This is a genomic window from Pseudomonas triclosanedens, assembly GCF_026686735.1.
GTDB lineage: Bacteria > Pseudomonadota > Gammaproteobacteria > Pseudomonadales > Pseudomonadaceae > Pseudomonas > Pseudomonas triclosanedens.
This window is the reverse complement of the sequence record NZ_CP113432.1, coordinates 4,740,941-4,753,810: the sequence shown is the minus strand read 5'-3', so window position 1 is coordinate 4,753,810 and position 12,870 is coordinate 4,740,941. Positions and strand designations below refer to the sequence as shown.

The 12,870-nt window shown below is 64.9% G+C and carries 11 protein-coding genes; 6 read left to right on the top strand and 5 right to left on the bottom strand.

All coding sequences use genetic code 11. From position 1 onward, the window contains the following. Window positions 1-44: 44 nt before the first annotated feature. Complete coding sequence (gene leuA, locus OU419_RS22000) at window positions 45-1,715, bottom strand: 2-isopropylmalate synthase (RefSeq protein WP_254470632.1); 1,671 nt, start codon at window positions 1,713-1,715, stop codon at window positions 45-47. Between the two features lie 397 nt (window positions 1,716-2,112). Between leuA and OU419_RS21995 the strand changes: the two genes are divergently transcribed. The 5 genes from OU419_RS21995 to OU419_RS21975 all read left to right on the top strand — a co-directional run bounded on the left by OU419_RS21995 (window position 2,113) and on the right by OU419_RS21975 (window position 7,390). Beyond that, the gene (locus OU419_RS21995) at window positions 2,113-2,565 is read left to right on the top strand and encodes a DUF2946 domain-containing protein (RefSeq protein WP_254470633.1); all 453 of its coding nucleotides are present in this window, start codon (window positions 2,113-2,115) and stop codon (window positions 2,563-2,565) included. Window positions 2,566-2,672: 107 nt separating this feature from the next. After that, window positions 2,673-4,769: a TonB-dependent copper receptor gene (locus tag OU419_RS21990; RefSeq protein ID WP_408004906.1), complete on the top strand. Its 2,097-nt coding sequence runs from the start codon at window positions 2,673-2,675 to the stop codon at window positions 4,767-4,769. Window positions 4,770-4,838: 69 nt separating this feature from the next. After that, window positions 4,839-6,209, top strand: coding sequence for a PepSY-associated TM helix domain-containing protein (locus tag OU419_RS21985; protein ID WP_254470635.1), 1,371 nt, complete (start codon window positions 4,839-4,841; stop codon window positions 6,207-6,209). A gap of 129 nt (window positions 6,210-6,338) precedes the next feature. Continuing rightward, window positions 6,339-6,827 carry a copper chaperone PCu(A)C gene (locus OU419_RS21980; RefSeq protein WP_254470636.1) on the top strand — a complete coding sequence of 163 codons (489 nt, stop codon included), beginning with the start codon at window positions 6,339-6,341 and terminating at the stop codon, window positions 6,825-6,827. Window positions 6,828-6,829: 2 nt separating this feature from the next. After that, complete coding sequence (locus OU419_RS21975; RefSeq protein WP_254470637.1) at window positions 6,830-7,390, top strand: GNAT family N-acetyltransferase; 561 nt, start codon at window positions 6,830-6,832, stop codon at window positions 7,388-7,390. Between the two features lie 49 nt (window positions 7,391-7,439). Here OU419_RS21975 and OU419_RS21970 read toward each other — a convergent pair whose 3' ends face one another. From OU419_RS21970 to xseA, 4 genes are all read right to left on the bottom strand, one after another. Further along, on the bottom strand, window positions 7,440-7,847 hold the full coding sequence (locus OU419_RS21970) for a ribosomal maturation YjgA family protein (RefSeq protein WP_254470638.1): 408 nt from the start codon (window positions 7,845-7,847) through the stop codon (window positions 7,440-7,442). Beyond that, window positions 7,847-8,683: a M23 family metallopeptidase gene (locus OU419_RS21965; protein WP_254470639.1), complete on the bottom strand. Its 837-nt coding sequence runs from the start codon at window positions 8,681-8,683 to the stop codon at window positions 7,847-7,849. The genes OU419_RS21970 and OU419_RS21965 overlap by 1 nt, the downstream gene beginning before the upstream one ends. 300 nt (window positions 8,684-8,983) lie before the next feature. Continuing rightward, window positions 8,984-9,739, bottom strand: a complete 756-nt coding sequence (locus OU419_RS21960; RefSeq protein ID WP_254470640.1) for a M15 family metallopeptidase — start codon at window positions 9,737-9,739, stop codon at window positions 8,984-8,986. A 6-nt stretch (window positions 9,740-9,745) separates the two neighbouring features. Then, window positions 9,746-11,125, bottom strand: a complete 1,380-nt coding sequence (gene xseA / locus OU419_RS21955) for an exodeoxyribonuclease VII large subunit (protein ID WP_254470641.1) — start codon at window positions 11,123-11,125, stop codon at window positions 9,746-9,748. 207 nt (window positions 11,126-11,332) lie between these two features. Between xseA and guaB the strand changes: the two genes are divergently transcribed. Continuing rightward, entirely contained in the window at window positions 11,333-12,802 is a 1,470-nt protein-coding gene (gene guaB / locus OU419_RS21950) for an IMP dehydrogenase (RefSeq protein WP_254470642.1), read from the top strand. The last annotated feature ends 68 nt before the right edge of the window (window positions 12,803-12,870 follow it).

Here is a 12,870-nt window from a genome sequence, read left to right as displayed (position 1 = left end):
CGTCCGGGGCAAAGGGACTTCCAGATTACTGTGGCTTGCGTGGCTTAGGCGGCCTTTGCTTGCCCCAGTGTCACGGCGCGGTTCAAAGCGCTGAACAGCGCCCGGAAGCTCGCGGTGGTGATGTTTTCATCGATACCGATGCCGTGCAGCGAACGACCACCCTCGACACGCAGTTCGATGTAGGCCGCCGCGCGAGCGTTGGTACCGGCGCCGATGGCATGCTCGTTGTAGTCCATGATCTCGACGTCAACCGGCAACGAAGCGACCAGGGCTTCCAGGGTGCCCTTGCCCTTACCGTGCCAGCGGTGCTGCTCGCCCTTGTGGGTTACGTCGATATCGATGGCGCAGATGCCGTTCTCTTCCTGCAGGCGGTAGTTCTTCAGGCCGAACGGAGAGACGGCCTGCAGGTATTCGGTCTGCAGCAGGGTGTAGATCTGCTCGGCGGTCATTTCCAGGCCGAGACGGTCGGTCTCGTTCTGTACTACCTGGCTGAACTCGATCTGCATGCGGCGCGGCAGGCTGATGCCATATTCCTGCTCCAGCAGGAAGGTGATGCCGCCCTTGCCGGACTGGCTGTTCACGCGGATGACAGCCTCGTAGCTGCGGCCGATGTCCGCCGGGTCGATCGGCAGGTACGGCACTTCCCATACGGCGTCGTCCTTCTGCTGGGCGAAGCCCTTGCGGATGGCGTCCTGGTGAGAGCCGGAGAACGCGGTGTGGACCAGGTCGCCCACGTAAGGGTGGCGCGGATGCACCGGAATCTGGTTGCACTCTTCGACGACCTTGCGCACGGCATCGATGTCGGAGAAGTCCAGTTCGGGGTCGATGCCCTGGGTGTACATGTTCAGCGCCATCGTCACCAGGCACAGGTTGCCGGTGCGCTCGCCATTGCCGAACAGGCAGCCTTCCACGCGGTCGGCGCCGGCCATCAGCGCCAGTTCGGATGCAGCCACACCGGTGCCACGGTCATTGTGGGTGTGCAGGCTGATGATCACGCTGTCGCGCTTGTCGATGTGGCGGCCGAACCATTCGATCTGGTCGGCGTAGTTGTTCGGGGTGGCGCACTCGATGGTTGCGGGCAGGTTCAGGATCAGGCGGTTGGCCGGGGTCGGCTGGAACACGTCGATCACCGCGTTGCACACCTCGACGGCGAAGTCGGTCTCGGTGGAGCTGAAGACTTCCGGCGAGTACTCGAAGCCCCACTGGGTTTCCGGCGCGGCGGCGGCCAGGCGCTTGATGGTCTTGCCGGCGGCGATGGCGATCTGCTTGACGCCTTCCTTATCCTGGTTGAAGACGATCTTGCGGAAGCTCGGCGCACAGGCGTTGTAGTAATGGACGATGGCTTTCTTCGCGCCCTTCAGCGACTCGAAGGTACGCTCAATGAGATCATCGCGGGCCTGGGTCAGCACCTGGATAGTGACGTCATCGGGAATGTGGCCGCCTTCGATCAGTTCGCGAACGAAGTCGAAATCGGTCTGCGAGGCGGACGGGAAGCCCACTTCGATTTCCTTCAGACCGACCTGAACCAGGCACTTGAAGAAGCGCATCTTCTTCTCTGCGTCCATCGGCTCGATCAGCGACTGGTTACCGTCGCGCAGGTCGGTGGACAACCAGATCGGTGCCTTGTCGATGATCTTGTCCGGCCAGGTGCGATCCGGCAGGGAAATCTGGGTGAACGGACGGTACTTCTTCGACGGGTCTTTCAACATGCTCATGAGCGGAGTCCTTGTTCTCTGCGGCCTGCTGGGCCTGCGCAAAAAAACTGAATGTAGCGATACCGGGGAAGGGGGGCTCAGCCACGCAGTCGCGGGCTGACCAGGCGCAGGCAGGCGTGTTGGCGAAGCAGAATGAGGGTGTGTGCGGTTTTCATGACTGCCAACCTAATGCCGTTGGATGGCTATGGCAAGCATTGATAAAAAATTGGTAGAAAAACGCGAAAGGGTGTTTTTTGCGGTTTTTTATTGCTGTGTATTTGTCTTTGCGGCAATTTATTTTCAGGCATTGGTCTGTGCTTAACTGATTCTGCGGCCACTTGCCGCAGCGGAGTGAGATAGCTCCGTGCGATCATGACGCCCCCGCCCCAGGCGGGTTATCCAATCCCAAGGACATTTCGTGACCCGTCGCACTCGACAAGGCGTAGGTACCTGGCTGGCGTTGTTCGCCATGCTGATGATCTATGTCGGCCCGCTGGTATCCCAGTCGCTGCCGATGGATCACCCTATGCCGATGGATCACGCCATGCCGATGCAGCATGGCAAGACCATGCAGCATGGCGACGTACTGGCCAGCCTGGCCGAACTGGCCTGTTCCGATGCTCAGCGGGAACATCACGCGGTTATGATGTCCCACGGCGAGCAGCCACTGACCGCCGATTCGTTCATGGAGAAGTGCGGCTATTGCAGCCTGCTTATCCACAGCCCGCCACTGACGACTCCGCCCGTCCTGCTCGATCACGGCCTGTCCGGTGCCCGCGCGCCAGTCAGCTCATTCGCCACTTCCGCCATTCCCGCCTCGCCGGTCTTCCCCGGCGCCCGCTCTCGCGCTCCCCCACTCCTGATCGGCTGATTCCACTTCCCAGTCCACCGAACCGCAGGCGCGGCTAAACGCATTTGCCTGCGCACCGTGCGTGTCCGCGTGGATCGGGCGTATTCACCGATCATGGAAAAAATGGAATGTCCCGCATGCAAATTCGTCGTCGGCAGCGTGCCGTCGGCTTGCGCGCCCTGTGTGCGCTGACCGCCCTTGGCGGCCTCAACAGTGTCTCGGTCCTGGCCGAGGAAGAGGATCACTCCGCACACGCGGTGGCGCTGGAGCCCAGCGTCATCACCGCCGTGGCGCAGAGCTCGCCGCTCACCGTGGTGACCGATCCAAAACAGCCGCGTCAGCCGATTCCGGCCAGCGACGGCGCCGACTACCTCAAGACCATCCCCGGCTTCTCCGCCATCCGCAACGGCGGCACCAATGGCGACCCGGTACTGCGTGGCATGTTCGGCTCGCGGCTGAACATCCTCACCAATGGCACCACCATGCTCGGTGCCTGTCCGGCGCGGATGGACGCTCCGACCTCCTATATCTCGCCGGAAACCTTCGACAAACTCACCGTGGTGAAAGGGCCGGAAACCGTGATCTGGGGCCCGGGCGCCTCCGCCGGGACGATCCGCTTCGACCGTGAGCCGGAACGTTTCGGCGAGCTTGGCTCGCGTATCAACGGCAGCCTCGTGGCGGGTTCCAACGGTCGCTTCGACCGAGTGCTGGATGCCGCCGCCGGCGGCCCCGACGGCTACCTGCGTTTCACCGGGAACAAGTCCCAGTCCGATGACTACGAAGACGGTGCAGGCGATACCGTGCCCTCGCGCTGGAACAAGTGGAATGGCGACGTCGCCGTCGGCTGGACGCCGGATGCCGACACCGTGGTCGAGCTGACCGCGGGCAAGGGCGACGGCGAGGCGCGCTACGCCGGGCGAGGCATGGATGGATCGCAGTTCAAGCGCGAGAGCCTTGGCCTGCGCTTCGAGAAATCCAACATCGGCGAGGTACTCGATACGCTGGAGGCGCAGGTCTACTACAACTACGCCGACCACGTAATGGACAACTACAGCCTGCGCACTCCGTCCGGCACCGGAATGATGGCCGGTCCCATGGCATCCAATGTCGACCGTCGCACCCTCGGCGGGCGCCTCGCCGCGACCTGGCGCTGGGACGATTTCAAGCTGATCTCCGGTGTCGACGCCCAGACCAACGAGCATCGCCAGCGCAGCGGCATGGGCATTGGCACCTACGACGATCAGCCCTGGAACAAGGATGCGGTATTCCACAACTACGGCGCCTTCGGTGAACTGACCTGGTACGCCGCAGAGCGCGACCGCCTGATCGGCGGTGCGCGCCTGGACCGGGCTTCGGCCAAGGACTACCGGCAGACCACCGGCTCGGGAATGATGACTCGTCCCAATCCGACCGCCGATGACACTCGCTCCGATACGCTGCCCAGCGGTTTCGTGCGCTACGAGCACGACCTGGCCGACACGCCCGCCACGCTGTACGCCGGCCTCGGTCATGTGCAGCGCTTCCCCGACTACTGGGAGCTGTTCTCGCCCAAACGGGGGCCGACCGGCTCGGTCAACGCCTTCGACAGCATCAAGCCGGAGAAGACCACCCAACTGGACTTCGGCGCGCAGTACGAGGACGAGAAGCTCAAGGCCTGGGCTTCCGGCTATGCCGGCGTAATCCGCGACTACATCCTGTTCGAGTACAGCACCGGCGGCATGATGGGCTCCACGTCCCAGGCGCGGAACGTCGATGCGCGGATCATGGGCGGCGAACTGGGGGTGGCCTACGCCCTCACCAGCAACTGGAAGACCGACGCCACCCTGGCCTATGCCTGGGGCAAGAACACCACCGACAACCGCGCGTTGCCGCAGATGCCGCCTCTGGAAGCGCGTTTCGGCCTCACCTACGAGCAGGACGACTGGAGCGCCGGCGGTCTGTGGCGCGTGGTGGCCAGGCAGGGGCGTGTCGCGGAAGGACAGGGTAACGTGGTCGGTTACGACTTCGATGAAAGCCCAGGCTTTGCCGTGTTCTCGCTCAATGGCGCATACAAGCTGAGCCAGCACTTCAAGGTCAGCGCCGGCGTCGACAACCTGTTCGATAAGGACTACGCCGAGCACCTGAACCTGGCGGGTAACGCTGGCTTCGGCTACCCCGCGGACAACCCCGAATCGATCCACGAGCCGGGGCGCACGCTCTGGACCAAAGTGGACTTCTCGTTCTAATCGCAGGGTCTTCAGACCCTGACACCGGCCCCCGCCAGTAGGGGGCCTCCTTGTGTGAGGAGATAACGAATGCGGAAGAAGACATTCGATTTCTACAACCTGGCCTGGCGCTGGCACTTCTATGCCGGGCTGTTCGTCGCACCGTTCATGATCCTGCTGTCGCTCACCGGGATCATCTACCTGTTCAAGCCCCAGCTCGATCCGCTGATGTACAGCGACCTGCTGCAGGTGAAGCCAGGCGAGGTGCGGCTGTCCGCTGACGAACAACTGATGCACCTGCATCACCAGAGCCCGAAGCTGCAGGTCAGCCAGTACCTGCCGGCACCGGCCGCCGACCGCAGCGCCCAATTCGTTGCACAACTGGACGGGCGCGAGGTCAACGCCTTCGTCGATCCCTACAGCGGCAAGCTGCTCGGCGTGCAGGACGCCAAGTCCAACCTGCAGGCCGTGGCTCGTGCTCTGCACGGCGAACTCATGATCGGCATCGCAGGCGACCGCCTGATCGAGCTCGCCGCTGGCTGGGGCATCGTGCTGGTGGTTTCCGGTCTTTATCTCTGGTGGCCGCGCGGGCGTTCATTGCGGGTGCTGGTGTGGCCCAACTGGTCGCGCCGTGGCCGCGCGCTGTGGCGCGAACTGCACGTGGTGCTCGGTTTCTGGGGATCGCTGCTGATGCTGTTCATGCTCCTCACCGGCATGACCTGGACCGGCTTCTGGGGCAAGTCCTTCGCCGATGTGTGGAATCGCTTCCCGGCGGCCATGTGGAACGAAGTGCCCAAGTCCGACCTTGAGGCACGCACGCTCAACGAAGCTCATCGCCAGACCATCCCGTGGGCGATGGAAAACACGCCGATGCCGATGTCCGGCGGCGCCCACGCCGAACACATGAGGCAAGGCTCCGGCGGCATGGCCATGCCGCAGATCAGCCTGCAGCAGGTGGTGGATATTGCCGAGAGGGCCGGCGTGACGCCCGGCTACGCCATCGCCCTGCCCAAAGGCGCGGAAGGCGTGTTCACCGTGTCGGTATTCGCCGACGACTCGCGCAACGACGCCACCCTGCATATCGACCAGTACACCGGCAAGGTGCTCGCCGATGTGCGCTGGAAGGACTACGGGCTGGTGGCCAAGGGGGTCGAGTCCGGCGTGATGCTGCACGAAGGCAAGATGTTCGGCCTGTTCAACCAGCTGCTGATGCTCGCCGTCTGCCTGATGATCCTGCTCAGCGCCGCCAGCGGCCTGTGGATCTGGTGGAAGCGGCGCCCGCGGGGACGTCTGGGCGTACCGCCGATGCCCGATGCGCTGCCGGTCTGGAAGGGTGGGGTGGCGATCATGATCATTCTCGGCGTCGCCTTCCCACTGGTGGGCGCATCGCTGTTGCTGGTGTGGGCGCTGGACTGGGCGGTGCTGTCGCGGATCAAGCCGCGCAGTCCGGCTCTGGGCTGATGCGTGCGTTGTTTCAACCTGACGCCTGCCGCGAGGCAGGCTATGCTGCGGCGCGATCGTTGCGCCCGCGGCCCGATGGATTGCCGCCATCCCGGCGGACCCGATCACAAGCCAACTGGAGTCTCGAACATGCGTAAAACCCTGCTCGCCTTCGCTGTCCTGCTGGGCTTCTCCGGCGCCGCACTGGCCCATGAATACGAGGCTGGCAACCTGCACATCGACCACCCGTGGTCGCTGCTGCTGCCGGCCAACTCGGTGAATGGCGCGGCCTACTTCATCGTGCAGAACCACGGCAAGGAGCCCGACCGCCTGCTTGGTGCCGACACCGACCGTGCGGCCAGCGCGGAGATCCACGAGCACGTGGAGAAGGACGGCATGATGAAAATGCAGAAGGTCGAAGGTGTGGACATTCCCGCCGGTGGCAAGGTGGTCTTTGCCCCTGGCCAGTACCACCTGATGCTGTTCGGCCTGAAGAAGCCGCTGGCCGATGGCGAGCGCTTTCCGCTCACCCTGCATTTCCAGAAGGCCGGCGACGTGAAGGTCGAGATTGCCGTGCAGAAGGATGCGCCGAAGGGAACGGACATGGGCCACGACATGCACGACATGAAGATGAACTGAGCATGACTGACTTGCGCCTGCGTCCACTCGACTGGGCGCAAGATGGCGAGTGGCTGCTGGCCTTCGACGGCAGCTACTCGACCGATTCGATCCTGCTGATCGACCCGGTCGTCGATGGCTTCGTCCTTCGCGAGGCGCGGTTGCCGGAGAGGTGTACCAAGCGCTATCACTTCGCCGACCTGCGGGACGACGTGGAGGCGGCGGACTGGACCGCCGTGGCCATCGACGCCACTGGCGAGCGCCTGGGGTTCTGCATCGCCCACTACGAAATCTGGAACCGCCGCGCGGTGCTGGACGACCTGTTCGTCCTGCCGGGCGCGCGCGGGCTCGGCATCGGCAAGTGCCTGCTGGAAACCAGCCTGGCCTGGGCGCGTGGCACCGAAGCGCGGCACCTGTGGCTGGAAACCCAGAACCTCAACCTGCCAGCGGTGAACTTCTATCGTTCCCGAGGCTTTGTTCTCAGCGGTCTGTCCACCGACCTCTATGACCCGGCGCAGGTGCTGCCCGGGGAGATGGCATTGTTTTTCAGCTATCCGCTGAGTCCTGCCGGACACCGCCCGTAAGGCATCGGAAAGCGCCTCGGGCTGCCTATCCCTGCGGTCGTTTCGACTTCTACGGCTTCAACTGGCGGGACCGTGAACGAGCCCTGAGGCTCTGGTGCATCCATCGCGTCGCGAGGATCAGCGCGAAGCCGATGAAGTAGGCCAGCACATCCAGCCAGTCGGGCGTTGCGCCCAGCACGACGCGTAGCACACGGTTGCCGACCTGCCAGTGCAGCGTGGCGGCGAGGAATTGCGCGAGCTCGATAACCAGCCCGCAGGCCAGCGCAGTACCGGCCAGCCGGTGCGCGGGGGCGTCGAGCGCGGCGCGCAGCAGGCAGTACAGCCAGATCACTGCCAGCACGTCGCCACCCAAACCGCGCAGCCAGCCAAGATGGGCGCCAGCCGTGGCAAGCCACGCCAGCACCGCGAACCAGAGCAGCGCGAAGATCGCGCAGCGCGAATCGAAGCGCAGGCGCATCAGGGTTTGAAGGCGCCGATGAATATCGCCGGGTCGACGCGGGTGTCGTTCAGGCTGACGTTCCAATGCATGTGCGGCCCGGTGGCCCGGCCGGTGGCGCCGACGCGGCCGACCACGCCACCGCGCGGCACGGCGTCGCCGAGTTTCACGTCGATCTTCGACATATGGCAGAACATGCTGATGAAGCCCTGGCCGTGGTCGACGAATACAGTGTTGCCATTGAAGAAATAGTTGCCGATCAGGATCACCTTGCCGGCGGCCGGTGACTTGATCGGGGTGCCGGCGGGTACGGCGAAGTCGAGGCCCGAGTGTGGATTGCGTTCCTCTCCATTGAAGAAGCGGCGCAGGCCGAATGGGCTGGAGAGCGGCCCGTTTACCGGTTTGTCCAGCACCAGATTGCTTGGCGTGCCGGGGCTGAAAGTGCGGTAGGCGGCGGTCTGCTCGGCCAGTTCGCGGTTGATGCGCTTGAGGTCCTCGGGCAGCGGATTCACCTGGCGGGTGTTCTTCAGGGTGATGCGCTGCTCCTTGTAGTGCTTGCTGCCCACGCTGAAGCTGAGGTTGCGGTTGGTACCGGCCTGCTTCACGGCGATCTGCTGGCTGCCGGCCTTGGCGGTCAGCGGAATGCCCACGATGGCGATCCAGTCGCGGCCCTCTTCGCGTACCACCAGCACCGGCTTGCCCTGGTAGCTGGCCGTGGGAACGGCGGCGTCCTGGCCCAGTTGCACCACGGCGACGCCACCGGGGACCGGCTTGTGCAGCGTGCGGCTGATGAAGCCTTCGGCTTGGGCGGAGAGGGTGAACAGGCTGGCGATGAGCAGGCAGATGAGTCGGAGCATTTCGCAGTCCGTGGACGTGTCGGCGGATGAAGCGGGCAGTCTACACGGGGCGGCCTGGCGGGCGAGGCGATTTCGTCGAAAGCGGAACCGGGCTGTTCTTCTGGGAGCCAATGCCTTTGGCCACCCTTGTTTCGGCTGGCCTCGATTCCCGTATGTGGCGCTTTTGCAGGAGCGAAAGCTACCGGGGTTGGCCTTCGAGGGCGGACGTAGGATGGGTGGAGCTTGCGATACCCATCACCCCGATCACACGACGCTCGATGGGTATCGCGTCGCTCTACGCCATCCTGCAAGAGCCGGTTTCTATCGGCGCAGGCCTTCGAGCTGTTGGCGCCACAGCTGTTCCAGCGGCAGGACATGCGCCGGACCATAGATGGCGTGGGGCTTGCCGAGGTGGGCGGCCCACAACTGGTCGCCATAGTCATAGTGCCACCACTCGCTGGACAGGTTGCTGAACCCGGCTGCGCTCATGGCGTTGAACAGCATCCGGCGATTGTCGCGAGCGAGCCGCTGGGCCTCGTCGGGCTGGGCGATCTCTTCGTAGTGACGGGTATAGGAGCGTGGCGTCGCCTCGTCGAACAGGCTGCCCATCTCCAGCCAGCGGCCGTCGCGGTCGCACAGAGTGAGATCGATGGCGCCGCCGGTGAGGTGCGGGCTGGGCGATTCGGCGCGAGTGCTAGGCGGGGCGACGAACTCCCGGGTGCGCCGGGTCAGCTCGGCGGGATCGGCGTCCGGTTCGTGCTGGCGGAGGATGTCGTAAAGCGTGTCGTACAGGTGCTGCTGCACCGCGAACGGGCGCCAGGCGTCGAGGATCACCAGACGGATGCCGTCCGGCAACAGGCTGGCGGCATGGAGCAGGCGTTCGAAGATCTCGCTGCGCGCATGGCACTCGGGGAGCGCATTGGGCACGCCGAGCCGATGGTAGGCGGGCCATACCGCGAAGCCTGTGGCAATACCCAGCGCTTGCAATGGCTGGCCGCATTCGACGATGGGTACGCGAAAGGCTTCGGCCCAGTCCGGGTCGGGTTGCGGCAGGATCGGCGCGAACAGGTCGGTCATCGGCAATCAGTCCAGCAGTGAAAGGGTGACGGGCGCCTGGTGGTTGTCCTCCACCCGCACTTCCAGCTCGCCTTCGCCCAGGCGGGCCTTGAGGCGCTGACCGTTTTTCGTCTGCGAGGCGCTGCGGATCGCCAGGCCTTTGTCGTCGAGCAGGATGCTGTAGCCGCGTCCGAGGGTCGCCAGGGGGCTGACGATGTGCAGCGTCTGCATCAGTGTGTCGAGGCGCTGGCGTTGTTCGCGCAGGATGGCGTTGGTGGCGCGCGGCAGGCGTGCGCTGAGGTTGTCCAGGCGCTGGCGCAGCAACGCCAGGGTGCGCCCCGGATGCTGGGCGGCGAGGCGAGTGTCGAGGCGGGCGAGGCGTTCCTGGCGAACCTGCATCTGCCGCTCGAAAGCGCGGCGCATGCGCATGTCCAGGTCGTCCAGACGCTGGGATTGCTGGCGCAGGCGCTCGCCAGGGTGGCGCAGGCGCCGGGCGGTGCCTTCCAGGCGCAGGCGCTCGCGAGTCAGGCGATCCTGGATGCGCAGGATCAGCCGGCGGCGCAGGCCGTCCAGGCGTTGCTGCAGGTCGCCGCTATGGGGCGCCAGCAGTTCGGCAGCCGCTGAAGGCGTGGGCGCGCGCACGTCGGCGACGAAATCGCTGATGGATACGTCGGTTTCGTGGCCCACCGCACTGACGATGGGCGTCACACAGGCGGCGACGGCACGGGCAACGGCCTCTTCGTTGAAGCACCAGAGGTCTTCCAGCGAGCCGCCGCCACGGGCGAGGATCAGGGCGTCGAAGCTCTGGGCATCGGCCAGCTTCAGTGCGCGTACGATCTGTGCGGTGGCCTCGCGGCCCTGGACGGCGGTTGGGATGAGGGTCAGCTCGACCTGCGGCGCGCGGCGGCGGAACACGCTGATGATGTCGCGGATCACCGCACCGGTCGGCGAACTGACGATGCCGATGCGGCGCGGATGGGCAGGCAGCTCGCGCTTGCGCTCGGCGGCGAACAGTCCTTCGGCGGCCAGCTTTTCCTTGAGCGCCTCGAAGGCCAGGCGTAGCGCGCCGTCGCCAGCAGGTTCGACGGCGTCGGCGATCAGCTGGTAGTCGCCGCGGCCTTCGAACAGCGAGACCTTGCCGCGCACACGCACCGCCAGGCCGTCGCGCAGCGCCTGGCGCACGCGCAGGGCGTTCTGCCGGAATAGCGCGCAGCGTACCTGAGCGTTGCTGTCCTTGAGGGTGAAGTACATGTGGCCGGACGCCGGGCGGGCGAGGTTGGAAATCTCGCCTTCGACCCACACCTGCGGGAACACGTCCTCCAGCAGGTGGCGGGCGCGTTGGTTGAGCTGGCTGACGGTCAGCACCTCGCGGTCGAGGCCCAGCCGTTGGAAGGGATCGTTATGCATGGCGAAGGATGATAAGCGGGCCGGCGGAGCGGGGCCAGCGCGTAGGCCCGAGAGTAGCCGGCGGCGTGCCCGGACCTGGTGCCGAAATTGGCAGGGTGAACCATCGGGGCGAGTCGCTGTATTCAGATCGTCCGGTTGCGTTGAGCCGCGCCCCCTAGCTGGGATATAATGCCGCGCTTCCATTTTTCCCGATCGGGAGCCCCCGCCATGCTGCGCATCAGCCAAGAAGCCCTCACTTTCGACGACGTCCTCCTGATTCCGGGTTATTCGGAAGTTCTACCCAAGGACGTGAGCCTGAAGACCCGCCTGACCCGTGGCATCGAGCTGAACATTCCGCTGGTGTCCGCCGCGATGGATACCGTGACCGAAGCCCGTCTGGCGATTGCCATGGCGCAGGAAGGCGGCATCGGCATCATCCACAAGAACATGAGCATCGAGCAGCAGGCTGCCGAGGTTCGCAAGGTCAAGAAGCACGAGACCGCCATCGTTCGCGACCCGGTCACCGTGACCCCGTCGACCAAGATCATCGAGCTGCTGCAGATCGCCCGCGAATACGGTTTCTCCGGCTTCCCGGTAGTGGAAGAGGGTGAACTGGTCGGTATCGTCACCGGCCGCGACCTGCGCGTGAAGCCGAACGTCGGCGACAGCGTGTCGGCGATCATGACCCCGAAGGACAAGCTGGTCACCGCCCGTGAAGGCACCGCCCTGGAAGAGATCAAGGCTGCCCTCTACGAGAACCGCATCGAGAAGATGCTGGTGGTCGACGAGAAATTCCGCCTGACCGGCCTGGTGACCTTCCGTGACATCGAGAAGGCCAAGACCTATCCGCTGGCGTCCAAGGATGACCTGGGCCGCCTGCGCGTCGGCGCGGCCGTCGGCACTGGCGCCGATACCGGCGAGCGCGTTGCCGCGCTGGTTGCCGCTGGTGTCGACGTAGTCGTCGTCGACACCGCCCACGGCCACTCCAAGGGCGTTATCGACCGCGTGCGCTGGGTGAAGGAAACCTTCCCGCAGGTACAGGTCATCGGCGGCAACATCGCCACCGGCGAAGCCGCCAAGGCACTGGCTGACGCTGGCGCCGACGCCGTGAAAGTCGGCATCGGCCCGGGCTCCATCTGCACCACCCGTATCGTCGCTGGCGTCGGCGTGCCGCAGATCTCCGCCATCGCCAACGTCGCCGCCGCCCTCGAAGGCACCGGCGTTCCGCTGATCGCCGACGGCGGCATCCGCTTCTCCGGCGACCTGGCCAAGGCAATGGTCGCTGGCGCCTACTGCGTGATGATGGGGTCGATGTTCGCCGGCACCGAAGAGGCCCCGGGCGAGATCGAACTGTTCCAGGGCCGTTCCTACAAGTCCTACCGTGGCATGGGTTCGCTGGGCGCGATGGCCGGCTCCACCGGTTCTTCCGACCGCTACTTCCAGGACGCCTCCGCTGGCGCCGAGAAGCTGGTGCCGGAAGGCATCGAAGGCCGCGTACCCTATAAAGGCCAACTGACCGCCATCGTTCACCAACTGATGGGTGGCCTGCGCGCCGCGATGGGCTATACCGGCAGTGCCGACATCCAGGACATGCGCACCAAGCCGCAGTTCGTGCGCATCACCGGCGCCGGCATGGCCGAGTCCCACGTCCACGATGTGCAGATCACCAAGGAAGCCCCTAATTACCGCGTAGGTTAAGGGTTCTTCGGTAAATGAGTCGGACACGGGGCTGGTTGATACAGCCCCGTGTCGTTTGAGAATTTCGC

Excerpts from the sequence above, each read along its gene's own strand:
- OU419_RS21970 (WP_254470638.1), bottom strand. The coding sequence starts at position 7,847 with ATGCGCCTGCGCTTCGATTCGCGCTGCGCGATCTTCGCGCTGCTCTGG.
- xseA (WP_254470641.1), bottom strand. The coding sequence starts at position 11,125 with ATGCATAACGATCCCTTCCAACGGCTGGGCCTCGACCGCGAGGTGCTG.
- guaB (WP_254470642.1), top strand. The coding sequence starts at position 11,333 with ATGCTGCGCATCAGCCAAGAAGCCCTCACTTTCGACGACGTCCTCCTG.
- leuA (WP_254470632.1), bottom strand. The coding sequence starts at position 1,715 with ATGAGCATGTTGAAAGACCCGTCGAAGAAGTACCGTCCGTTCACCCAG.
- OU419_RS21975 (WP_254470637.1), top strand. The coding sequence starts at position 6,830 with ATGACTGACTTGCGCCTGCGTCCACTCGACTGGGCGCAAGATGGCGAG.
- OU419_RS21965 (WP_254470639.1), bottom strand. The coding sequence starts at position 8,683 with ATGCTCCGACTCATCTGCCTGCTCATCGCCAGCCTGTTCACCCTCTCC.
- OU419_RS21960 (WP_254470640.1), bottom strand. The coding sequence starts at position 9,739 with ATGACCGACCTGTTCGCGCCGATCCTGCCGCAACCCGACCCGGACTGG.
- OU419_RS21980 (WP_254470636.1), top strand. The coding sequence starts at position 6,339 with ATGCGTAAAACCCTGCTCGCCTTCGCTGTCCTGCTGGGCTTCTCCGGC.
- OU419_RS21985 (WP_254470635.1), top strand. The coding sequence starts at position 4,839 with ATGCGGAAGAAGACATTCGATTTCTACAACCTGGCCTGGCGCTGGCAC.
- OU419_RS21990 (WP_408004906.1), top strand. The coding sequence starts at position 2,673 with ATGTCCCGCATGCAAATTCGTCGTCGGCAGCGTGCCGTCGGCTTGCGC.